At 49.8% G+C, this 22,921-nt stretch carries 17 protein-coding genes and 1 pseudogene; 1 reads left to right on the top strand and 17 read right to left on the bottom strand.

Going from position 1 to position 22,921, the window contains the following annotated elements; all coding sequences use genetic code 11:
- Window positions 1–94: 94 nt before the first annotated feature.
- The 15 genes from A3849_RS29320 to A3849_RS29250 form a co-directional block, all read right to left on the bottom strand.
- Complete coding sequence (locus A3849_RS29320) at window positions 95–5,371, bottom strand: DUF5011/hyalin repeat domain-containing protein (RefSeq protein WP_074114603.1); 5,277 nt, start codon at window positions 5,369–5,371, stop codon at window positions 95–97.
- A 103-nt stretch (window positions 5,372–5,474) separates the two neighbouring features.
- A complete protein-coding gene (locus tag A3849_RS29315) occupies window positions 5,475–6,149 on the bottom strand; it encodes a S1 family peptidase (protein ID WP_074114602.1) in 675 nt (224 codons plus the stop codon).
- Between the two features lie 183 nt (window positions 6,150–6,332).
- Complete coding sequence (locus A3849_RS29310) at window positions 6,333–7,463, bottom strand: response regulator (protein ID WP_074114601.1); 1,131 nt, start codon at window positions 7,461–7,463, stop codon at window positions 6,333–6,335.
- A gap of 15 nt (window positions 7,464–7,478) precedes the next feature.
- Window positions 7,479–10,562, bottom strand: coding sequence for a hybrid sensor histidine kinase/response regulator (locus tag A3849_RS29305; protein ID WP_256701076.1), 3,084 nt, complete (start codon window positions 10,560–10,562; stop codon window positions 7,479–7,481).
- Window positions 10,563–10,748: 186 nt separating this feature from the next.
- Window positions 10,749–11,450, bottom strand: coding sequence for an ABC transporter ATP-binding protein (locus A3849_RS29300; RefSeq protein WP_074114599.1), 702 nt, complete (start codon window positions 11,448–11,450; stop codon window positions 10,749–10,751).
- The gene (locus tag A3849_RS29295; protein WP_074114598.1) at window positions 11,447–12,562 is read right to left on the bottom strand and encodes an ABC transporter permease; all 1,116 of its coding nucleotides are present in this window, start codon (window positions 12,560–12,562) and stop codon (window positions 11,447–11,449) included. The genes A3849_RS29300 and A3849_RS29295 overlap by 4 nt, the downstream gene beginning before the upstream one ends.
- Before the next feature lie 69 nt (window positions 12,563–12,631).
- Entirely contained in the window at window positions 12,632–14,008 is a 1,377-nt protein-coding gene (locus tag A3849_RS29290; RefSeq protein WP_074114597.1) for a sensor histidine kinase, read from the bottom strand.
- Window positions 14,005–14,682 (bottom strand): response regulator transcription factor, encoded by a 678-nt coding sequence (locus A3849_RS29285; protein WP_074114596.1) that lies wholly within the window; start codon window positions 14,680–14,682, stop codon window positions 14,005–14,007. Before A3849_RS29285 ends, A3849_RS29290 begins: the two co-directional genes overlap by 4 nt.
- A 90-nt stretch (window positions 14,683–14,772) precedes the next feature.
- Window positions 14,773–15,600, bottom strand: a complete 828-nt coding sequence (locus tag A3849_RS29280) for an SDR family oxidoreductase (RefSeq protein ID WP_306010723.1) — start codon at window positions 15,598–15,600, stop codon at window positions 14,773–14,775.
- A gap of 172 nt (window positions 15,601–15,772) precedes the next feature.
- Window positions 15,773–16,279, bottom strand: a complete 507-nt coding sequence (locus A3849_RS29275; RefSeq protein ID WP_083613719.1) for a MarR family winged helix-turn-helix transcriptional regulator — start codon at window positions 16,277–16,279, stop codon at window positions 15,773–15,775.
- 131 nt (window positions 16,280–16,410) lie between these two features.
- Window positions 16,411–17,604 carry a metallophosphoesterase gene (locus A3849_RS29270; RefSeq protein WP_074114594.1) on the bottom strand — a complete coding sequence of 398 codons (1,194 nt, stop codon included), beginning with the start codon at window positions 17,602–17,604 and terminating at the stop codon, window positions 16,411–16,413.
- Between the two features lie 263 nt (window positions 17,605–17,867).
- Window positions 17,868–18,281, bottom strand: coding sequence for a bacteriohemerythrin (locus A3849_RS29265; protein WP_083613718.1), 414 nt, complete (start codon window positions 18,279–18,281; stop codon window positions 17,868–17,870).
- A 391-nt stretch (window positions 18,282–18,672) separates the two neighbouring features.
- Entirely contained in the window at window positions 18,673–19,536 is an 864-nt protein-coding gene (locus A3849_RS29260; protein ID WP_074114593.1) for a TIGR02452 family protein, read from the bottom strand.
- Between the two features lie 43 nt (window positions 19,537–19,579).
- Window positions 19,580–20,056, bottom strand: a complete 477-nt coding sequence (locus A3849_RS29255; RefSeq protein WP_074114592.1) for a riboflavin biosynthesis intermediates N-glycosidase — start codon at window positions 20,054–20,056, stop codon at window positions 19,580–19,582.
- Window positions 20,057–20,088: 32 nt separating this feature from the next.
- The gene (locus tag A3849_RS29250; RefSeq protein ID WP_074114591.1) at window positions 20,089–20,994 is read right to left on the bottom strand and encodes an NUDIX hydrolase; all 906 of its coding nucleotides are present in this window, start codon (window positions 20,992–20,994) and stop codon (window positions 20,089–20,091) included.
- Between the two features lie 179 nt (window positions 20,995–21,173).
- On the opposite strand from A3849_RS29250, the pseudogene A3849_RS33795 reads away from it, so the two are divergent.
- Window positions 21,174–21,254: pseudogene (locus A3849_RS33795) on the top strand (iron chaperone); the annotation flags it as partial.
- A gap of 106 nt (window positions 21,255–21,360) precedes the next feature.
- On the opposite strand, the gene A3849_RS29245 reads toward A3849_RS33795, so the two are convergent.
- Together A3849_RS29245 and A3849_RS29240 are read right to left on the bottom strand one after the other, a co-directional pair.
- Entirely contained in the window at window positions 21,361–21,762 is a 402-nt protein-coding gene (locus A3849_RS29245) for a VOC family protein (RefSeq protein ID WP_074114590.1), read from the bottom strand.
- 93 nt (window positions 21,763–21,855) lie between these two features.
- Complete coding sequence (locus tag A3849_RS29240) at window positions 21,856–22,719, bottom strand: cation diffusion facilitator family transporter (protein ID WP_074114589.1); 864 nt, start codon at window positions 22,717–22,719, stop codon at window positions 21,856–21,858.
- Between the last annotated feature and the right edge of the window lie 202 nt (window positions 22,720–22,921).

The raw sequence follows: 22,921 nt of genomic DNA, 5'->3' as shown, positions 1-22,921 counted from the left end.
GGGATGTAGGAAGAAAGCCGGCACCCGCAGAGGGATACTTCCACCTCTATCGTTCGCCCGGCTTTCTCTCCCGGTATTAGAGCTTGATGCTAGCTTATGATTCCTTGCCGCCGATAAAGAAGGTGACATACTCTCTTTCTCTCTCTTGCGTTCTGATAATAAGGGTGTACCAGCCAGTCTTCGGGAAGATGACTTGATATTGATTCGCTGTCAGCTCCTGGAGCGGGATTTCCTCGGCGATCGTTTTCATCTGACCCTCCCGGTACAATCCGGAGTGATAGAGCAGCGTATACGCAGCCCTCTCATTCACCCGCTCTTTTCCGCCTACGCTCATCTTGTCATAGCCAAGCACACTGAATGTAATCCGGTTCGTGTCGAACAATACCGTTTCCGCAAGGCTGGAGGACAGCACCTGGCCGTTGCCGATAATCAGCAGACCGCTGTCATTCATGACCATAACCTCCTGCTTGGCAGTCGCCGTATTGCCCACCTGGTCAGTTATTGTATAAGTTACCGTCTGTTTGCCTGTCTTGGTCAGATCTAGTGCGCTTACTGTGACCTTCAGCTTATCCGCAGCAGATACATTATCCATTGCGGTGAAGCCGCCAAGATCCCGCAGAGGCTCGAAATCCTTCTGGCCCCGTATTACCGCCGTCACTGGACGTTTCAACTGAATCTCCGGCGCCATATTATCCAGTCCGTCCACTTGAATAGCGGATACAATGGTACGTCCCAGAAGATCGCTCAGTACTACTCTGGTGCTACCGTTTGCGCGGTAGGTGACCGAATGGGAATAGTTTCCATCCGCATCGCTGATTTTGTTGGCATAGCCAGCTCCCTGCGTCACCGGGACAGCTCCTGCGAACATCTGGTTAGGCTCATCAATCCGGCCACTCAGCGTTACCTTCACCGCACCCTTGGCATAGGTCTTGCCGTTGATGGTGACCTGCTTGCCAGCCTCCAGCGGCTGCCCGGTCCCGTCCACAAATTCCTGGGTAATCCGCGGCTGTGACAGGTCAGGAGCAATATTGGCAATGGTCTCCTCCAGAGCCGCAGTATTGCCCTGCCGGTCCTGTACAATGAGCTTGACCGGATCGTTCTGAAGCATGACCGCTGGATTCTTACCTTGTACGACTTGGAAATCCTCACTGCCCGGCAAGCTTTTTTCTGCCGTCAGCGTCACTCCGGTCGACAGCAGCACGTTGCCCAGAGTGTCCAGAATCGTCTTGAAGGATTTGGAGCCGCCTATTCCGTAGGCATAGCTCTTGACCAAAGATACTTCTGGAGGCGTTCTGTCGATATTATTCACCGTCGCCTTTGTAGAGCCCAAGTTCCCTGCTTCATCCTCAAATTCGAAGGTGAATGAACCGTTGTCCTTGAAAATGTAGCTGTCTCTTCCGCCATTGTTCACAATACGCACCGGCTCGGAGGTAGAGAGCTTGGCAGTCACATTCCCTCTTGTAGGTCCGGTTATGTTGTATTCAACCACTCCTTCTGGCGGGGTCAAATCGATATTGCTCACTACCGCCAGCAGCTGAGTCTTGCGCTCCGGCGCTGTCAGGTCAACCAGATTAAAGGTATAGAGGCCATTTTGCGAAATCTTGAAGGTATTGCCTTTCACCCGCTCTGCCAGAGCTGGATTATCTGCCGCAGGGGTCACCTTGATCCCTGTGGCCACGGCTATGCTTAGCGATATACCACCGCTCTTTGTAGGCCTCAGAGTACTGTAAGAGGCCAGACCATACAGAGGATCGGCCGTAGCATCGAAATGGCTCGTATCAATAGATACGGGAGTGCTCTCCACACCCGAAGGAGAACGGAATTTGGCCTTTAGCTGAAGCTGGTCAGCTGAGGTCTGTTGAACAGCCACCTGTACGAAATTCGTGTAGGGTCTATACAATCCCCATGTGGTGCCGTTGTCGCTGGAGACAGAGTATTCAAACCCGTCCTTGGAGACACTCTTCAGCTCCAGCTGAAGGATCGCCTTGTTTCCCTGCCCGCTGCCGCTTTCAAAAGCAACCAGATCGGACTGCAGCACCTCCACTGGAGAGGTATCCGCACGGTACAAGCGGAAGGTTCCGGTGTGGGTGACGGCACTGTTGCCCAGTCCATCCCGGGCATACACATACAGGACGTAACCTGCCGATTGGCCAGGAGCCAGCTGACTGCTGTCCAGAACGGCCTTGCCGTCCTCCGGAAGCGGCAGCCAGCCTCCGGAGGCTTCCTCCGGCGGAGCAGCATTCTCCGGCAACCACTGGTACTCCACCACTGTCCCGGATGGGTTATACAGCTCGTTAGAGGTCACAAGCACTGTATAAGCCGGGCGGGGGTAGCTCACACCGTTCAGACTGAATGTGATTTCAGGAGCGGCATTGTCGAACCGGTACAGTGTGCTGTAGTCGTAGTACCGCACATTCCCTTCTTCTTTGAGCCGGATATGCAGGTACTGCTCTCCGTTCAGACCGTAAACCGCCTGAACGACACCGCGGTAGACCGAATCCGTCACGCTGACGTCTTTATACACAGACTCCATCGCCGTTGTACGGTACAGGCTCTCTGCTGGCCGGACAGCAGAAGGACTGAAGACGTACTGCATCTCCAGCACCGCAGCTCCCCGAGCGGTAACTTCGATATCCTGGCTTCGGATATAGGATTCCGGCGCTTCTGGAGTGAAGGCGATGCTGACTTCTCTGGAAGAGTCAACCACAACATGCTCATCCATCTGGAATTCAGCCGTATTTCCGGCTCTGTCGGAAGTTCTCAAGTACAGAATATATTCCCCGTCTTCTACTACATTGTTCAGAGTCGTCACACTACGATCCGAAGGAACAACGTGCCAATCCAGCTCACCGGGTGTTTCCCCCACCTTAACCCACTGAAATTGCAGCGAAGCAGGGTCAATGCCGCTGTGTTCATCCGATCCCCCGACGGTTGCTTTGACTACGGCCGTATGATTAATTCCGGAAATGGAAGCGCCAAGGACTGGAGCCTTGTTGTCCAGCAGAATGGCGGTCTTGCCGTAAATCCAGTTGGAGTCGTCATGCTTGAAGTCCGCCGCCGGCCACAAGGACAGATCGCCGTAATCGCCGACCGCTTCAAGGGCTTTGCCGTTCGCATACGTTTCCGCATCCGCATCGGATGCTCCGGTATGAGTAGCCTTGTACTCGTTGATCCAGCCATTGTAAGAGGCAGCATGGCTGGACTTATAGGTCTTCATCTTCTCGTACTGCATGAGCTCCCGGGCCGAATCCCAGGTCATATCCGCCGTCCACGTATGCAGGTACCAGGTCCCGCTGCCTTCAGCCATTAGTGCCTTGGCGGGTGGAGACAGCAGATTGGTGCTGTTGTTGGCCACCATCAGATTGAAATCATCCAGTTCACCGGTATACAGCCCTTCCCGGGGCTGCTGTCCTGTAAGTGAGTAGCGCTTAACCGCCGCGAACTCGTCGTCTTCTTTTCCGGCCAGCGGATCATCCGGACTCTGGCTCCAGTAATAGTAGACCAGACCCAGACCCGGAGATTCACCTGCGGAGCCGGTCATGTTAAGCGGCCGGTAAATGCCGCGGCTTGGTCTGGGCTGTCCGGCCTCATCCGGGTCTAGAGGAGGTGCGATGACCTGAGGATCACTGGCATCAATGGTGATCTTGCCTGATCGTGCCCAGGAGTCCGCCGTTGCACCCGGACTATCGTAGATATACTTGAAGCTCGGGTCGGTATTATCAATGGACAGCTTCGCCCAGTCAATCTTGGTATTCGGAACCTGACGGGAAGGATCTGTCGGAGCCGGATCCGCCGATTTGCTGGTATTTACCGGGTCCGTCAGCAAGTTGCCGGCGTAATCCTGAAGCACTCCCTTGTCCGCATAAGCAGGCATATCGCCGGCTCTGGACGAATGGGTCAGGGCAATGACTTTAAGCAGTGCCACGTCCAGATCGTCCTCAGTCACGTCCGCCCGGAACGTCCACAGCGATGAATTTTCCCCTTCAACATAATAGGCTTTCATCCCATTGTTGAAATACAGGAATAAACCGTCAGCCGACAATCCCTTCTTGGCAATTACGTCCTCCGTCAGCCGCACCTTGAATTCCAGGGTATCCCCTTTGTTCAATGTACTTCCCGTCACAATCTCCGGCTGTATGCCGTTGGCGGCGAAGCTGTATTTAGGCGGAACCGCATCAACAATGACCCGGAAGCCATCACTTGCTTGGCCAGGATCGGCCGTTGCATCAAACGGATTAATCGCCTTGCCGCGAAGAAAGGTATCCCCTGCAGAAGCAGAAGCCCGCTGGCCAAAATTACTGATAGTCAGCGGATTGCCGGCTGCATCATGAAAATCGGCATCAATGACTTTCTGCTTCAATGATTTCTCATTCAGGTTGACTCCGGACGGAAGTGTACTGATCTCGCCGCCGTTCACAATAGGCAGATTGCCCGTATGCTGGTAATTGGCCGCTTTATAGCTATAGCTGAGCTTGTCGGTGTATTGAGTCCAGCTCGTTGCTGCGGGCAGCTGCATCCCCTGATTCTCCCCTGCGGCAGGCAAGCCTGTTCCCGAAGGATTGGTGAACAGATCATGCTTCATAAGGTCGACAGCTTCTCCGGAAGATGCCTTGAGCGGCTCACTGAACGGGTAGGTCAGATTCACTTCGTCGCCCCATTTCACCAGCAGCTCTTTCTCATCAATCGTAGTATTGTCACGCTGCGTCCCCGTCGTATCAAAGATGTAATCCTTAACGGTAGGCGCAATTACATCACGGAAGTTCAAGTGGATGCCGGTGACCGTACCAGACCCCCAGCTCTCTAAGTGAATGGTGATCACATCATCGGGTTCCAGATCAACCCAATCTGTCGTCTGGTCATCCCGGTTCGGTCCGGCTCCCACATAATCTTCGCGGTACCATCTCCCCAGATTTTTACTGTGGACCTCCACTTCAGCACTGTCATCATCCGATTCATATAGACTGCGAATATAAACTCTGAACTGCCCTTCCCCTTCCGCCAGTTGCTTCAGTTGAGGATTGTCCGCGACCCGAATGGTCGCATCGAGCACATCCGCATCCCCCAGATGCGGACCTCCGTCCAGATCACCGTCAACTTTATCAATGGTAACTCCAGGAACCACATTGCCATTCTGCACTTTGGAGAACCATCCAAACGCATTGACTAGCAGAGCATCCGATTCGGTATCTTCGTCATAGTCGGATGTCGTTACCGGATACCAGTCGCCATTGTGCAGAAGCTTCGTTCCTGACACATACACATCCTCATAGCTTCCCGCTGCATTCACCTGTTGTCCCGGCCACGGCATACCAGCCGTCAGCATCACTGCGGCCAGTACGGTGGTCAGGCTTTTTTTAGCCCATGTTCTCATTCATGCACCCTCCTGTACGGATTTTGGTTAACGAATCTGATCTATGTAGTAAATATCCCTTAACCGCCTGCCCCCACCGGCAGGCCCGGGTGATGCGCCGGTTCTACATTCCTGTCCGGCTGACTACCCGCTTCACTGTCTCGGCATCCACCGCCAGGTGAATGCCGTTCATCGTACGCAGTGAGCCAGACAGCAGTCCAGCCGCATATCCGTCCTGGTCAATCAGTGGCCCTCCGGACATGCCATTGACCAGCGTTGCTGACATCAAAATACGTTTCCTGCCGTTAATAGCCACACCGGGTGCATTCACGATTCCCTCGGTGATGATCTTGGTCTCTTTCAGAGGATAACCAATGGCAAACACCTTCTCCCCATGCTTGACCGGGCCAGTACGCAAGGACAGATACGGATATGGATTGTCCTTACCAGGGGCCGGCAGCTTCAGCACCGCTGTATCCGCCGCCTCATCGAGTACCAGCACTCTGCAGACGGCTTCAGCGCCGTCATTTCTTACACAGCCAAGCCGCGCCGCCCCTTCCACCACATGATAGGCCGTGATAGCTGTACCATCCGGCTGAACCAGAAATCCGCTGCCTACATCCTTGACAGTGCCATCCTCCCGAAACGCCCGCACATAGAACACCGCTTGCTCTGCATAGGTGTAAAGCCCCTCCGCATCATACTGAGCCGGCGTCTGTGCCATGGAGACAGGTGCATGGTTCTGCAGCAAAAACACGGCAAAGACCACCAGAATGAGCGCTCCGAACTTTCGCCGCATTGGCCCACCATCCTTTCCATACATGACTTTAGTCACATTCCTAAGCTCCATTATAGAAACGCATTCTCTCAAATTTCTCTCAAATTCGTGGCATGATGTCGAAATACGTCAATAATGATCCATAAAAAAACGACCTCTTCCTCCACTGAATTGTGGATTTCAAGGTCATTTTGGGGCATAAAACTACCCTTGGTTATCTTTTAAGTAGCCATTAGCGAGTTCCTGCAATTCCCGGGATGGTGCTATTCCGAATTCTATGCGGTACCTTTCTTCAAAATTGGTATAAAACGTACGTAATCTCTCCCATTTTCCGCTCGCTGCATACACTTCCATGAGCAACATACATATATTTTCTTCAAAAGGATATATCTCCAAACTATTACTCAGTCTTTGCTCTGCACGGATCCAATCTTTTCGGGTCAGGCAGAGTCGGCCCAGATCATAGACCACGGACAAAAACCGCTTGCGGTAGTCTTCTTCCAGCCGATGCTTCCATAGGTAGTCCTTACGGTCAAACAGATGCCCTTGATACATCATGCACAAGCTTTCCAGCCGTGCAATTTCCCCGTGAGCATCAGACTGTACAGAGTTGTAACGCTGAAACTCCAGCAGGTCGTACGTAGTCTCAAGGACCTCCAGCAAATATCCTTCCCCGGTTTTGCCTATATCTAAGCCAAGCTGATGCTCCTTTAGGATTTTTTTCAGCCGGTAGACCGTGTTATGCAAATTATGAACCGATCGTGCTTCATCCATCTCGGGCCACAAAGCATCGACAAGCTGCCACTTACCTGCTTCCTGATTGGGATAACACAGCAGATAGGCAAACAGCTCCTCAGTCTTACGAGTGGGCCAACGCACCAAATCCCCCATGGAATTGCGAACCTCAAAACCGCCAAAACAGCGGATAGCTGTTCTCTGGGAGGATAGAACCATGTTCGTCGAAGCTGGCCTCCCAGATTCCTTCAGTAGACGATCCGTAATACGCTGGACACTGGCGGGCGTAATTGGCTTCAGAATGTAATCAAAAGCGAATACATTGAAAGCCTCCAAAGCATATTCCTTGTGGGCCGTAGTGAAAACAATTCGTGTGTGTTCGCAGCAATCAATCATTCTGCCCGCCAGCTCCAGCCCGGATAGTTTAGGCATCTCTACATCCAAAAAGGCAATATCCGGTTTAAGGGACGGCAGAGCCTCCAGAGCCTCTAACGGATTACTGAAAGCACCTACCACTTGGCAATCGGGGTTTCTTCCAACAACCACCTTCATTAGCTCCAGGATCGGTTTTTCATCCTCCACAACAACTACTGTGAACAATAATCTCTTCCTCCTTTACCCTTCCTTGTAATGCTCGAGCGGCAGGGCGATCATCACTTTGGTCCCATAGCCCAGTTTCGAGCTCACAGTTAAGACCGCACCGGGTATCGACTCCAGTCTGCGCCGGATATTAAAAATACCGATCCCCCCCGTTCCTTCCCGTGGCCGTTCACCACTGGAAATGCGGTACAGTACGTCGTCAGAGATACCAGAACCGTTATCCTCTATCGTTATGAGCAGACTATGTTCCTCTTCTGCAACCGTGAGAGTAACCACTCCTTGTCCGTCCTTGTCAAACAGTCCGTGACGAATAGCATTTTCTACGAGCGGCTGGATAATCAGGGAAGGGATTTGAAAGTTCTTCAAGCCTTCGTTCACATCACTAACAAATTCAAAACGGTCATCAAAACGGGCCAGATCAATCTCTACGTATGCATCGATCAACTCCAGCTCTCTGCCCAAAGGAACAAATATCTCTTTATGGTCCATATCCAGAATATAGCGCAGATACTGGCTAAGACTGGTCAGCAGGTAAGCCGCCTTCTCTCCATCCGTATAGCAGAAGGAGATTACGCTGCTCAGGGCATTGTAGAGGAAATGTGGCTTGATCTGAGCCTGATAAAAGGCCAGTTCATTCTGAATGGCCTGATGAATGGAGGTCTTCATGACCAGCAATGTCTGAATTCTGGCAATCAGAGTCTCCCCGTCAAACGGTTTGCTCAAATAATCATTGGCTCCTGCCGCAAAGCCCAGTGCAATATCCTGTGACCGGTCCTTGGCGGTAGCAAACAGTATTGGTAAATCCAGAATGGTATACTTTTCACGCAGCTTGCGGCATAGCTCGATTCCCGACATTTCCGGCATCATCACATCAAGAATGACAAGATCAATCCGGGGGTACCGGCTGACTTTGTCCAGCGCTTCCCTGCCCGACATTGCAGTCAGCACATTATACGGATGTCTCCGCAAAATAGTTAGAAGAGCGTGAATATTGGAGGCCTCATCGTCTACAATCAGAATTGTATATTCATATTGCTCTGTAATCTCCAGAGAACCGGACTTGCGTGGATTTCGAAACCGGGGCAGATCCGCTTCGTTACCAGCTGCAGACCTGCGTTCTTTGGCACTTGGAATGGTAAAGGCCATCCGGGTCCCCTTCCCCGCCTCGGTCCAGTCCAAGCGGATTTGTCCGCCCATTCCCTCTACCAGCTTGCGGCTGATATACAACCCGACCCCCATGCCCGAGTACCTGCCTTCAGGCCCGCTTGCGCCAAAGGGATCATCCCGTACGAGCAAGTCAGATTGTTTGTCCGGAGCTATACCTTCGCCCGTATCCTGAACAAACAAATGAACCATGTTATCCGAAATCGTCCCATTGACAGAGATCATTCCTCTATCCGTATGTTTGATTGCGTTATGTACAAGGTTATATAGAATTTGTCTAAAGCGGTTTTCATCCGCATGAACCCACAATTTCGGAGACACCTGATTCACAAGAGCCACATCTTTATCGGCCAGCTCGAATTGCAGCACATCCAGTACAATCTGTACTGCCGCCCGCACGTTCACAACCGAAAACTGCATTTGCAGATCCCCATGCTTGAGCCGTGTAACATCAATCAAATCCTGCATTAGCATGGACAGCTTCACTGCCGTATCTTTTACTAGCCACAGACTTTCGAGTTGTCCGGCTGACAGAGTGCCCTCCGAATTATCCAGAAGTGATGATGAAATATTCATAATTCCATGCAGCGGGGTTCTAAGCTCGTGAGAGGTATGAATGAGAAATTCATCTTTGATCTGATTGGATACCATAAGCTCATGAGTCAGGGCTTGGGTTTTCTCGAAGGTGCGGGAGAAGCGGATTGCCAGCAACGTATTCATCAGCATGACAAAACCCAAAGCAGCCAGCTTGCTGACAATATCAGACGCCAGAATATTTTCCGTTGACAGGAGATCCCCTACCAGATAGATCATCATTGACACAATTGCCAGTATAAACAGGATCAATTCTTTACTCTCATGTGTCCCCTTCTTGGAAATGATCCATAGAAAAACTAACCTCGCAATAATGTAAATATCCACAAGAACCAGATAGAGCAGATACTCCGGTTTAACTTCGTTGTAGATCCTATAGGGTAAGATGAGTATGGCTGCTGCATAAGCGGTAAAAGGGCCAATCAGCAGGATCTGCAGCTTTCTGGACATCAACCGGCTGTTGAGTGAAGAAAAAAGTAAAATGCCCAGCACAGGGACCATAAAAAAAATACTGAGATCCATGAGCTTGTAGGTCACATTAAACGACATATCTGGCAGCAGACGCTGGAAGAGTTTCTCGTCCTGAAGCATCTGACTCACTGAAAAACATAACAGGAATATTCCACAGTACAGATTGCTTCTGTCCCTGCGCTCAGGGAAGTACATGATTAGCTGGTGGGCACCGAACATAATAAAGATCAGAATGCAGGCCAAATCCGCACCAATGCCAAAGGCTCCTAACCAGAGGATTTCTTTCTGTGCTCCAAACTGAATGGGACGGATCACGCCTCCATTAATAAATTCGTAGTTGGCTACCTGAATAACAATATCAATCGTTTCATCACTGGAATGAAAAAATACTGTATACGGCGTATTACCCGGGTGACTTTGCTCTTTAGCCTCCACCGGAACACCACTCTCTCCTTCCAGCTTCCCGTTAATGTATAACTTGTGCGACATGCGGATATTGTTAATTTTGATCCCGTAGACCGAATCATCGTTCGGAACCAGCAGCTTCAGATGATAGGTGCCATACCCTTTTCGGTACATTCCCTCGTTCTTATGCTTCCCTTCCCACGCTCCAGGCACATTCAAATAAAGCTGTCCCTTTACCGTTTCTTGGTCCAGATCAGCCGGCGTTAGCAGCCTTCCTTCATAGAAATCCCATTCGCCGTTCAAATTCACCAAGCCTTGATCCGGAAGACGGGTTTCCCTTAAGTCCAGCACTCCATGCTTAGCAAGCGGCATCACCGCACTCTTGAGCGATTCCATATATAAAAACAGCAGCCCAAACGCGAGCAACGCCACCACTACAATCAAAAATTTGCCCCAACTCTTCATAAGTAACCCCATTCTGCACATACTCGACGAATATATCATACGATATCAATCTCTCAAGAAACTCACAAGCAATAATTATTCGATTTGTTTGCGATGTTGCTTGATTAGTTAGCATACAAAAAATCCAAAAGGATCAGATCCCTCTGGATTTATCATAAATCACATTTGTCACTCTATTGTCCTAAATCACATCATCGGTCCCGGAGCAGCCTGCTGGGCCAGCACGCCATCCTGCAAATGATACACCCGGTCGCACCATTCCAGCATACGCTCGTCATGGGTTACCATGACCGCGGCTTTGCCTTCGTTCTTCACCTCGTCTGCGATCATCCGCACCACCTCGCGGCCGCGGCTGAAATCGAGGCTGGCTGTCGGCTCATCCGCGAACAGAATCGCCGGCTTGTTCATCCAGGCTCTGGCAATCGCCACACGCTGCTTCTCGCCGCCGGAAAGCTTCTCCGGATAATGATTCCGGCGCTCCCAAATCTCCAGCCGCTTCAATAGATAGGCCGAACGCTCCTTAGCTTCCCTGGTACTGAGCTTCGCCAGTTTAGCCACATACAGCAGTTGTTCCTCTACTTTCAGATAGGGCAGCAGCTGTGCACTTTGGAACATAAAACCGACCTTTTGCAAACGCAGCTCGGTCAGCTCACTTTTATCCTTGTTCCTCAGCGATTCTCCATCAATGAAAATTTCGCCGCTGGTCGGAGTTAACAGCGCACCGGCTGCGGAGAGGAAAGTACTTTTGCCCGAGCCGGAAGGTCCCAGCACTGCTACAAATTCACCCTCGTTCACCGTAAGGTCAAGGTGATTCAGAACGGTCATGGCACCGTCACCGTCACCGTAGGTTTGCGTCACTTGCTTCATCATTAACTTGGCACTACTCATGCTCCAGTCCTCCCTATCGCTTCCAAAGCATCTACTCTTGCCACTCTGGCTACTGAGATCAGCGAGCCCAGCAGTGACATCCCGACGAACAGCACACAGGTCAAAAGGATCGTTTTGCCTTCGAGCTGGAACGGCATGGTATCGGGCAGACCCATATTCATGCCAAAGGTCAGCAGCAGACTGACCGCAAGGCTGGCTACCGAGAGAATCATTACCTGACCGACCACGCTCCAGGCCAAGTAGGACATCTTGGTGCCCATTGCCTTCAGAATGCCGAACTGGCTGGTCTTCTGGATCGTGATGACATAGAAGAAAACAGCAAGAACAAATGCAGCAATGACGAACAGGAACACGATCATCATCAGTAGTGAGTTTTGTTCGGCAGAGTAGCCGGGAATGCTGGCAATCGCCTGTTTTTGCGTAATGACTTCCACAGAGTCCAGCTTGTTCATGATCTCGGAAGCCTGACTGGAGGTTGCTTTGAGTGCCACGACATTATAAAGAAGGGACGGTGCCTTGCTGCTCTGACCGGCTCCCTGCCTCATGGCCTGCCAATCCAAATTATTGATATAGACAACAGGCGTATGGCTGTAGGAGCTGTTTTTCACAAAACCTGCCACCTTAAATTTCAACCCTGTTGCCTGATCCTTAATGGAACTCCCGATTGTTACCCCCGAATCCTCAAGCTTCGAATCTGCAAGGACACTGCCTTGAGTTTCATTGGTGATGCTGCTCCCTTGGGTCACTTTAGGCGCCAGCATGCCATTCATATCTATGGCAAAAAAGGTAATGTCCGCTTTGATATCTGCCTTATCTGCGGTAATTGTGCTCATCTGCACCGCCAGCGGTGTTGCATTTTTTTCCCCGGCAATCGAACGTGCGGCAGCAAGCTCGGTTTCGCTTAATTGGGAACGTCTGAAGGTATGGTCAGCGTCCTTTTGAACAACAAAATAGTTCGCAGGCATATTCTCCACAGCGGATATATTGGCATAAGCCAGCCCCCGCGCCAACCCGGTTACGAACAGGACCAGAAACGAAACCAGCAGCATAATGACCATAATGAGGCTGTAGCGTGCTTTGGAGTGCCTCATCTCCCTTATAGCCAAAAACATGTAACCACTCCTTCTAATCTGTATAACCACAGTTTAGAAGATGAAAATGAACGGAGTATGAATAGAAAATTACAGAAACGGCAGTGTTACCGTAAAAGTCGTCCCTTTCCCTGGTTGGCTCTCTGCCTCGATGGTTCCGCCGTGCACTTCGATGATTTTACGCACAATGGATAATCCAAGTCCGGTACTGTTGCTGTCACGGGTACGCGCACGGTCCACTTTATAGAAGCGGTCAAATATCATCGGAAGCTGATCCTCCGGGATGCCTTCGCCATTATCCGTAAAGCTTACGACACAGCTGTGATCAGAGACTTCCGCAGAAATCGAGATCGCCCCGCCGGCTTGGGTGTATTTTACCGCATTAGATAACAGATTCATCCATACCTGATAGAGTAGATTAGAATCGCCATGAAGAGTAATATCTGGCACATGAAGCCGTACGGCAAGCTCCTTCTCGGTCAGCCGCCACTCCATAATCTGCACAACCTGACGCAGCTGCGCCCGGAGATCTATGCTCTTCTTGTCCAACGCATTCCCGTCATAATCGAGCGATGACAAGGTAAGCAGCTGCTTGCTTAGCATCGACAGCCTACGGCTCTCCTCATCAATGATGGACAAGTACTCTATCCGCTGCTCATCCGGGAGTGTAGCATCCTTAAGAGCATGGGCGAACCCCTGGATTGAGGTTAGTGGCGATTCGATCTCATGCGAAACGTTGGCGACAAATTCCTGCCGTGACCGGTTCGTCCGCTCCAGTTCCCGGCTCATGACCATGAAGTGGGATGCCAGCTGGCCGATTTCATCGCGCCGTGCCGTATAGAGCTTGATATCGTATCTCCCTTTGGAGATTTTTTTCGTAGCTTCGGTCAACCGGGTGATCGGCCTAACCACATGAAAGACAGTAATCAGAACAAACCAGAGGCTGAACAGAATCGTAACCGCAATAAGCACGGCAAAAAAGATCCGAAGCTCGCCAAACTGCACTTCGGCATCCGGACGCATAAACAGCGCATAGGTCTGTCCGTGAATATGTATAGGAACGCCAATCGAATTACTGAGCTGATTATCAAAAAAGCCTGTTATGAACATTTGACTGGGAAAGTCAGCCACACCATGGTAGATGCCTCCGGCCAGCACTTTTTGCAGCTCGCCTTCCTTCAGATCATTTTTACGGAAAGGCAGACCATAAAACCGTTCATCGCCTTGATCGTTCGATAGATACATCTTGTATCCCAAGGAAGCTGTGCTTAGCAGATATTCCTCTACAGCATCCGGGTGATCTTCGATAAAGGACTGCAGGCCAATGGCCATTTTGGTCAGCTTGGCGTCATTCTGCGGTTTGATTTTGACCTGATAATAAGCGTTGGATATGAGAAATCCCAGCACGCTGCTGATCACAATCACCGAGCAGAACAATATACTCATTCTTACATACAGGGATTTCATAGATTCACCATTTCCACTTTGTAGCCGATGCCGCGGACCGTGCGGATGGTGAAGTCATTCTTGTATCCGCTGAACCGGTCGCGCAGGCGTTTGATATGCACATCTACCGTCCGCTCATCCCCCTCGTAATCCGCGCCCCATACCAGCTCAATCAGCTCGCTGCGCGAGAACAGCCGACCGGGATACTGCGCAAGCTGGGCCAGCAGCTCGAACTCCTTCACCGGCAGTAAAAGCACATCATTCCCGTCGCTGATCTCATAATTCTTGCGGTCAATCACCAGAGAGTTCAGGCGGATCTTGTCGCTTGCAGCCACGGAGTAGCGGCGGAACAGCGCTTTGATGCGGAACAGAAGCTCTTCCGGTTCAAACGGCTTCGTCACATAGTCATCTGTCCCATGAAAATACCCCTGCTCCTTGTCGCTGAGCTGCTGGCGCGCGGTAAGCAGAATAACCGGAATATCATAGGTCTCCCGGATGTACTCACACAGCTCAAGCCCGTCCATATAGGGCATCATCACATCAACCACTGCCAGATCTACTGTACTCTTTTTCATCAGTACCATCGCTTCGCGGCCGTCGGCAGCTTCCAGCACCTGATACCCTTCCCTCGTCAGTACATGCCGCAATAGGGTGCGGATATTCATATCATCGTCAGCCACTATTATTTTCTTCATCTCTATCACTCCCTGGGTATTCCCTTATGCTGTCATCATAGTAGCAACATTAAGGAGTTTAGACAACTTTGGCGGCGGGAGGGCTATATTTTACAGATCTCTCGAATTTAAAAATGGCATAATGCTCTCCTTTAGAGATGCGGCAGGCTGGCCCATGAGGTACTCCAGATCCTCAGAGGTAGATGTGGTGTCGATACTGCTTAGAAAATGGTAAATCCAGTGCTGTACAGACATATCCTCTGCATGAGTTACAGGCTTGCCGGCAAGCTCAGTTAGCACCTCTGCGAGATTGTCAAAAGACCAGGTCTGCGAAGCAGCCAGTTCATATATCCAATGCTCATGTCCGGTTCCGGTAAGAACATTTGCCGTTGCCCGTGCTAGGTCCCCTCGTGTTACAGCATTGAACCGCCAATCTCCGGGCCGGGTCCGCAGCACACCGGTGCGAATCGCTTCATTCAATCCGAGTACTCCTACGAAATCAATGTACAGCCCGTTACGTATAATGGTATATTCCATCCCCGACTCCAGTATCGCTTGTTCAGTAAGCGCATGAACATTGCCTGGATGTATATTACCTGCCTGCGGAAAAGCGAAGCTGGTGTAGAGAATATGCGCAACTCCGGCTGTCTTGGCCGCATCGATTACATTCTTGTGCCCTGTTAGTCTCACAGCATCATCCGTATGTGAGCTGGAGATCAACAACAGCTTGGACACTCCGGCCAAAGCATTCTGCAGTGTTTCCGGCCGATCGTAATCAAGGCACCGGACTTCCACCCCACGACCGGTTAATGGTGCGGCCGCATCCAAATTCCGGACCCCCGCAACGAAGTTACTGGCTGAGTGACGAGTTAGCAGGTTCTCTATAATCTGGCTGCCTAGTTGTCCTGTAGCTCCGGTAATCAGAATGGTCATTTTCATTCATCCTCCTCAAATGGGCCTAATGTATTTCGAAACAATAGTTAAGCTATTAACTATATAGGCGAAGCAGGGGACGTATGGACATCCCGAGAATGTACCGATTCAGCCTACAGCTTGCCACAAATTCTGTTTCACCGTTCATGCAGCTTAGTGTATTATTGACTACATGCTGTCATGGCCGGTTCAGTTTTTGCAGCAGCTTTGTTAGCTGGCGCAGTTCCTCTCCGTTCAGACGGCTCATCCTTCCAGCAACGGTCTCGCGGTTACCGGGAAGCTGTTCTGCTAATAGAATACGGCCGGCATCCGTAAGTGAAATTACTGACTTGCGTCCATCCTGGGCGTGCTCAGTCCTGGTGATGTAGCCATCCCGTTCCAGCGGGGTCAACAAAAGGCTGATATTGGCCTTGGTTACACCGATTTTCCCGGCAAGCACCGAAGGGAGCACCGTTCCGCCTTGCTTGGTAATCTCCACGAGTACCCGGATTCTTGCACCATTTAATCCCTTGGACTGCCAGTACTTCTCAGACACAGCCACCAGACCTGCTGTCGCCTCAACCAATGTAAAAAAAGCTTCATTCGGCAGCGGGAGGTTCAGCACATATTCCTGTAGATCATCTTGCTGAAGCTTCATCTGCTGTAGCTCATCTTGCGGTAAATTCCCCTCTTGCAGATCGTCCATACTTTCTGTTCAGCTCCATATTAGTTAATAGCTTAACTATTTCTGTTATAACATAACGGATACTGCTGTAAATGTCAAAACAAAATAAGCCCCCGTACCTCATAATACGAGGGGCAGGGGCTTATCTTTTATTATATCAGAACAGGATTTCCGTGAACCGGTTCTTCACTGTAGCGCTTGCTGCCCTCCAGTCTAACCTCAAGCTTGATCAGCTCGGAACGGCTGGCCAAACGGATGGGCGGTCCCCAGGTTCCGTAACCGGAGGAGACAATTACATGCATCTTATCTTTACGCAGATAGCCCCAGTCCAGTTCAAATAACCGTTTGGTAATCCAGTGGTTCGGAGCAATTTGCCCCCGGTGCGTATGTCCTGAAAGCAATACGTCCACTCCCGCTTTGGCGGCGATATCGAATCCGGTGGGCTGATGATCCATCATAATTACCGGCCGGGACAGATCAAGTCCTTCCAGCAAGGATTCTACGCTTTTGCGGCCACTGGCCTCCATAGACTCGGCGGTTTTATCTTTACGCCCCACAATATACAGGCCAGCAGTATCTACTACATCATCCTGCAGGACTTTGATCCCGATACTGTCCATCAGCTCTGTGTATTGTTTAATGGAACCTCCATAATACTCGTGATTGCCGAGTACAGCGTAAACCCCGTGGCGCGCTTTGAGCTTTCGGATCTCTTCACTCATCCCGTTGCGGATAAACGGCTCAATACTATCATCAAGGACATCCCCTGCGAGCAGAATCAGGTCCGGCTTCATCCGGTTAATCTCTGCTACCATGCGGCGCAGATGACGGTTACCGACAATGTTACCCAGATGGAGATCGGATGCGACCGCAATGGTCAGCGGTGCACTAGTTCCATTTGACTTGTCAATTGGAATCAGGTGATTTCGCACAACTGTACTCCATGCATTGCGAGAACCCCAGATGAGGAAGATAGCCAGCAGGAGCACTAGTGTAGTACCTGCCTCCGCAGTAAACGCTGCACGCTCAACCCCTATCAGACCAAGCACCCAGTAGAGCAAATCCGTAAGCGGGAGCACTATAATGGCAAATTCCATGCAGGCGAGATAATAGGAACCAATCACCTTGAACAGCCTGGCAGCAGGCTTTACCGCTTTAGGCCAAGGAACCATTCCAATCATATAAGCAAAAGCAATGAGCAGAAACAGCGGCCAAAATACCCCTGCGTGAATCCCCGGCAGCCATTTTTCCAGCAGAACCCATAGATGCAGTCCAATGTAGAAATTTACAAGACCCAGCACAAGCAGCATGACCAGACCCGAAGCAAGCATACGCAATATTTTCATCATTCCACTCCCTTGCCTTACAGTTTATCTGAATCTCTAATTCAAATGATAACACAAAGCATTCGAGTAGTATAAACTCTGCTCCGGCAATGAAAATAAAGGCCAAGTGGAAACGGCTTCGCCGTCCTTATAAGGGCGGCATCTGTTTCAGCGAGAAAGAGAAGGATAATTTATAGCGTGAAACATATAAATTCTTATCTTTCAAAAAAAAGAAAATGCCCTGCGGCATCTTCATCTTCAATATGTAATATATACACTATAATCTATATTGCTTGATTCCCTTTGCTGGCCATGCATTGACCAATCAGTTTATCGCATTTGTTAATGTGATTGAGCAGCCAGTCGGTTAATGTTCGATTCAGTTTAATGGTCGAAAGTACAGAAATACCCTTAGTCTTAATGCTCTCTTCAAGATCCAGCACAGTCTGGACAAACTCGGCATGGGTCTTGCGGTGCTCGGTCAATTCCGGGAAATCAATATCCTGCATTAATTTCTCTTCATCACCGAAATGCTCAAGCGTATAGTCCTTGAGAAATTTTAGGGTTTCTTCAATCTTCTCTTTGCCCTGCTGGTTCGTACAGGCATCAAAAAATTCATTCAGCTTCACAAGCAGCTGTCGGTGCTGGCAGTCAATCTTCTCCACTCCGATGTCATATGAATCTTTCCAGTTAATCATTGACTCACCCTACCCATTACCATATTTTACATAATGAAAAGCTTATTTTATTTTCTACTTTTCGGCATAAAAGTTCTGTTAATAACATCACACGACACAATGTAACAAATATCGAATAAATCCCAGGATCAGAAAAGAGATAAAATCGCCCTGCAGCATATACAGTACTTACATTCATGCCTACGAAGGAGTAAACTGGTAAAAGCATTGACAGATGCCAATGCTTAAGTTGAAAGAAGGGTTATTATGTTGGGTAAGTGGTCAGGAAAGAAACCGGATCGTCCTTTGTTTATCCGCAAAAGCTCAGGTATTGGCTGGGGTCTCAATCCCTATCATCCAGCCGCCTGGATCATATTGCTCGGTTTATTAATCATTATAGTATTCACTTTATTTACACATTGAAGGTTGTCTGGAAAGCGCCAAGCACACCGTGATTCGGAGAATGATCCAACACAGCAAATACGATCTGGTCAAACAGGCTTTGATAGCCTTCATCCATCAACACCTGTCTGAACCATTCCGCCACTTCACTCGGATTATTCCGGAAAACTCCGCAGCCAAAGGCTCCGAGCACGATAGTCTTATGCCCATTATTAGCGGCTACAGTCAGAATATAGCGGATGCGCTCCAGCATAACGGTTGGGATCATTCCAATCTCCTGAGCCTCCCGCTCACGGACGACTCCCGCGTTCACCGCAGGCGCAGTAATGAACGACACCAGATACGGTTCGTCCAGCAGCTGATCCTGACTGTCACGGATAACAGGTACCTGAGGTGAATGAATCATGTAGTGGGAGTACAGGCAGGTTTTACGTCCGCGGTTGTATCGATACATTTCATTTTGGGGGGCGATGGACGGATATAGTGCAGAAGCACGGGCTATACTTTCCTCTTGCGCCTGACTCCCTCCCAGGAAGCCGCCTCCCGGGTTCTTGGCTGAAGCAAAGTTCAGGCATACTGTCTGGTCATGGCCCTCTTTTACAACTAATCGATAGGCCGCAGCTAAAGTGGATTCACTGGTGACAGCCAGTTTCGCGGTCTGCCCGGCACCTTCCCTAAGGTGTTCCGCCATTGTCTCATTAAGCTGCGTCACCTCCTCCGGTGTATATAAACGGGTATTTGAGATGGTTGCTCTGACATCTTCAGCAATGTCAACAAGCCGGCCGGTTTGGTTAACGTATTTTCCTTTTTCTAATATATCCAGTGTTTCTTGCGCGATTGCTGCTCTTCTATTCCTCGGATTCAGGTTGTTCATCCTATGTGTTCACTCCTTATCCCGGAGTCGTACCGGGGTTTGTTTATTCCTGTAACAGGTCGTCACGAAGCTGCGTAAGCACTTCACCCAGCCAATTGGTGCCTCTCCAGGTTCTTCTGCTGTGGATGCGGTGGTCATTCTCGGCCAAGCCCACACCCCAAATACGGTCAGTCGGACTGGCTTCAACCAGCGTAGTTCCCTTTGTATTCAGCAAAAGCTTCAGCAGTTCTTCATTTTGCAGGAATTTCTCCCGATTTCCCTGGTAGACAATGTCTCTGCAGTGGGCATTCCATTCGCTGTCATTGAAACCGCTCACTTTACGTCCCAATTCCTTTTGTTCCCTGGGTGTTCTTGCGCGTAGTATCTGTCTGGCTGTTCCTTCATCCTTGAATAGCAGTGCCTTGCCGTACATCATGTATTGTTCTGCGCAGTTGAAGCCCATCTCATCTACTGTGAAATTGCAAGGATACCACTGTGAGAACGGCGAACCGCTGCGGTAAAAGTAAGTAAAAGTCTCCATTTGTAACTCTCCATTCTGTATTCACTTAAAATTTAATTTGCATCGCGGTCTACTCTGTACCGGTACAGCTTCGATGGCCGATGGCCGGCATCTTTGGTGAACTCCTCGGTTTCGGTCACACGATCGGCTATTTTACGGCGGAAGGCGGGCGCCAGCAGTTCTCTGCCAAGGATAATTTCATAGACCCGCTGAAGCTCGGATAGTGTAAACAAGGGCGGCATCAGATTGAAAATTATATCCGTGTAATCCACCTTGCCCCGAAGGCGTTCAATCGCATACTGGATCATCTTCAGATGATCGAAGGCAAGGCCATGATTCGCTGCAATCTCCCTCTGTACACGCCGGACATGTCCATGCACAGTTTCGGTTACGATAACCTCACCGGTTAAGACAATATCCCCTTTCTGCAAGGTGATACGAATCCGTTCTTCCTGTTCGTAGCCACCTGCTAGTTCTTTACGGCTAGTCTCCAATACATCATAAGTGACTTCAAACCAACCCGCGTCGTCAGCATCATCTCCGGCCTGCACATCTAGCGTAGTCCGGTCAACGAGTGCCATGTAGGAGCTGCTGATGACGCGCAAGCGCGGATCACGATTCACTTCCCCCCAGGTAAACAGCTGCTCCATATAGACATTATCGATATTAGTCTCACTGTACAGCTCCCGGCGGGCGGCATCATCAATGCTCTCCTTAACAGAGACGAACCCTCCTGGCAGTGCCCACTGGCCCAGGTACGGGTGTTCGCCGCGCTGAATCAGCAGCAGCTGAAGTGATTTAACGGAAAGCTTGCGGTAGTTATCCTGCTCCTGCTCCATTACGGTAAAGATCAGCATATCGACTGTTACGGACGGACGCTCATACATTCCGGCATCATAACCCTGTAAAAATTGTTCCTCGGTTAAGCCGTTGCGGTCAGTGACCGGTTCTTTGGGCATGCGGATACTCCTTTGGATTAGAATTGGGACTATGATATTGTTATTACCTTTGTGTTATTATCATAGTGTTATTATATATCCAATCCCATTGGTAAAGTCAAGCGTTTGTTTGAACAAAAATATTAATAGACACCATCCGGTATATCTGCAAGCTCTTCGGAACGAGATGATTATATTTAGGAACGGTTGATTTCTCCTTACCCGAGACATTAATTGAATTTAATATTATGGACAAGGCAGACTGTTCAACTTTTTGGCGCCCATTAAAGCTTATGAAGGCATTAACAGATATGTATTGCAACATAAAAAGGCGTAACCACCAACCTGGTTACGCCTCTTCGCTATTAGTGGTTCTGGATCTTCAGCTTATACTGGATTTATCGCAAATAAGGAATGAATATTCCCTTCGGGGTCGGCAAAGAAAGCCGTAGTATGACCCCAAGACTTGACTTGCGGCGCCATAATGTCTAAGGCCCCTTTCGCAATGAATTCATCGTACAACGTATATACTTCATCCGGCGAATCACATTGGAAATTAAGCTCAGCGGCTTGGCCGCTTCGTTGCTCACTGAAGGAGAAATGACCGTTGGTATTCTCCGCCATAAGAGGTTTGTAGCAAATAGCCAACCGGACGCCTGAGTTGCTGAATTCTACGTAATGAGCCTCTTCTACAACGATTTCAAATCCCAGGACTTCATGATAGAACCGTGCCAATCGGGCAACATCATCAGCGAGTAATGTAAGGCCTTCCAGGTATATTTTCTTCATTCTATAGCCCACCTCCAGTTTCAGTTAAGCATACTACAGATCGGTGTCTGATCATCGAACTTCTTGAAGTTCTAAGACACAAAAGAGCTGCAGCTACATGGGTTCTATATGTACCAGAACATTAGCGACCTGGTGAAGGTCCTTCAGCTGATCCTCAATTTCTTCTGTAATATCATGGCTCTGGACCACATTTAAGTTGGAGTCTACCAGCACAGTCGTATCCACCAGCACATTATTCCCATGGATTCTGGCCTTGATATCCTTAATCGATTCTACCCCTTCAATCTTTGCAACCGTCTGTTTCATCAGCTCAAGTTCGTTGGCATCAAAACCGTCGGTAAGATCATGCGTTGCCTTACGGAAGATATCCCAGGCTGTCTTGCAAATCAGTCCGCCTACAATTGTAGCGGTCAGCGGATCCAGCCAGGGCAGGCCGAATTGAGAGCCGATAATCCCGATAAAAGCACCAATACTCACAAGAGCATCCGACCGGTTATCCTGAGCAACGGCCTGCATGGCGTTGCTGTTCAGTCTGCGTGCAAGTCTGATGTTGTACATGTAAACAGCGAACATTACAACAGCGCAGCCTGCTGCCGTCCACGCGGCTACAAGATCCGGTGTCTCGAGTGCGGGCTGAATGAATTTGTTCACACCCTGATACAGAACTTGAAGTCCTACAGCGATCATTATGAAAGAAGCGACCAGTGCAGCCACGGTTTCCGCTCTGAAATGTCCGTAGCTGTGATTGGAGTCAGGCGGCCGCCTGGAAATCTTAAGCCCTGCCAGAATGGCCAGCGAAGCAATAATATCCGTGCTGTTGTTCAAACCATCGGCAAGAAGTGCCTGAGAGCTTGAAACTGTACCAATAAATAGCTTAATGGCTGACAGCAGGATATATGCAAAAAGACTCAGCCAGGCCCCTTTTTCACTTTGTTTGATGTCACTGTAGTTTTCCAAGCAAAGAACCTCCAAAGAATCGTATCGTTCTATACTACACGCTGACAACCGGGTGGGTCTAGAGAAACAGTGTTGCCGGGCCGCGCAAGTGTTCGCCCAGCCAAATAGAGTTGGATGACCGGAAGTGTTTTGCCGCATGCAACATTGTTTGCCCTTGTTCAACTTCAGAACGCAAGAATCTAACTTACTGTATTGGCAAAAT

The sequence above is a fragment of the Paenibacillus sp. P46E genome (assembly GCF_001909095.1).
GTDB classification, from domain to species: Bacteria; Bacillota; Bacilli; order Paenibacillales; family Paenibacillaceae; genus Paenibacillus_AQ; species Paenibacillus_AQ helianthi.
This window is presented reverse-complemented; position numbering and strand designations above follow the sequence as displayed.

What these genes read in the sequence shown, in the direction of transcription:
- A3849_RS29255 (WP_074114592.1), bottom strand. Translation starts at nt 20,056, where the DNA reads ATGGAGACTTTTACTTACTTTTACCGCAGCGGTTCGCCGTTCTCACAG.
- A3849_RS29315 (WP_074114602.1), bottom strand. Translation starts at nt 6,149, where the DNA reads ATGCGGCGAAAGTTCGGAGCGCTCATTCTGGTGGTCTTTGCCGTGTTT.
- A3849_RS29245 (WP_074114590.1), bottom strand. Translation starts at nt 21,762, where the DNA reads ATGAAGAAAATATACCTGGAAGGCCTTACATTACTCGCTGATGATGTT.
- A3849_RS29270 (WP_074114594.1), bottom strand. Translation starts at nt 17,604, where the DNA reads ATGAAAATATTGCGTATGCTTGCTTCGGGTCTGGTCATGCTGCTTGTG.
- A3849_RS29285 (WP_074114596.1), bottom strand. Translation starts at nt 14,682, where the DNA reads ATGAAGAAAATAATAGTGGCTGACGATGATATGAATATCCGCACCCTA.
- A3849_RS29320 (WP_074114603.1), bottom strand. Translation starts at nt 5,371, where the DNA reads ATGAGAACATGGGCTAAAAAAAGCCTGACCACCGTACTGGCCGCAGTG.
- A3849_RS29280 (WP_306010723.1), bottom strand. Translation starts at nt 15,600, where the DNA reads ATGAAAATGACCATTCTGATTACCGGAGCTACAGGACAACTAGGCAGC.
- A3849_RS29305 (WP_256701076.1), bottom strand. Translation starts at nt 10,562, where the DNA reads ATGAAGAGTTGGGGCAAATTTTTGATTGTAGTGGTGGCGTTGCTCGCG.
- A3849_RS29275 (WP_083613719.1), bottom strand. Translation starts at nt 16,279, where the DNA reads ATGGACGATCTGCAAGAGGGGAATTTACCGCAAGATGAGCTACAGCAG.
- A3849_RS29295 (WP_074114598.1), bottom strand. Translation starts at nt 12,562, where the DNA reads ATGTTTTTGGCTATAAGGGAGATGAGGCACTCCAAAGCACGCTACAGC.
- A3849_RS29250 (WP_074114591.1), bottom strand. Translation starts at nt 20,994, where the DNA reads ATGCCCAAAGAACCGGTCACTGACCGCAACGGCTTAACCGAGGAACAA.
- A3849_RS29265 (WP_083613718.1), bottom strand. Translation starts at nt 18,281, where the DNA reads ATGATTAACTGGAAAGATTCATATGACATCGGAGTGGAGAAGATTGAC.
- A3849_RS29300 (WP_074114599.1), bottom strand. Translation starts at nt 11,450, where the DNA reads ATGAGTAGTGCCAAGTTAATGATGAAGCAAGTGACGCAAACCTACGGT.
- A3849_RS29260 (WP_074114593.1), bottom strand. Translation starts at nt 19,536, where the DNA reads ATGAACAACCTGAATCCGAGGAATAGAAGAGCAGCAATCGCGCAAGAA.
- A3849_RS29290 (WP_074114597.1), bottom strand. Translation starts at nt 14,008, where the DNA reads ATGAAATCCCTGTATGTAAGAATGAGTATATTGTTCTGCTCGGTGATT.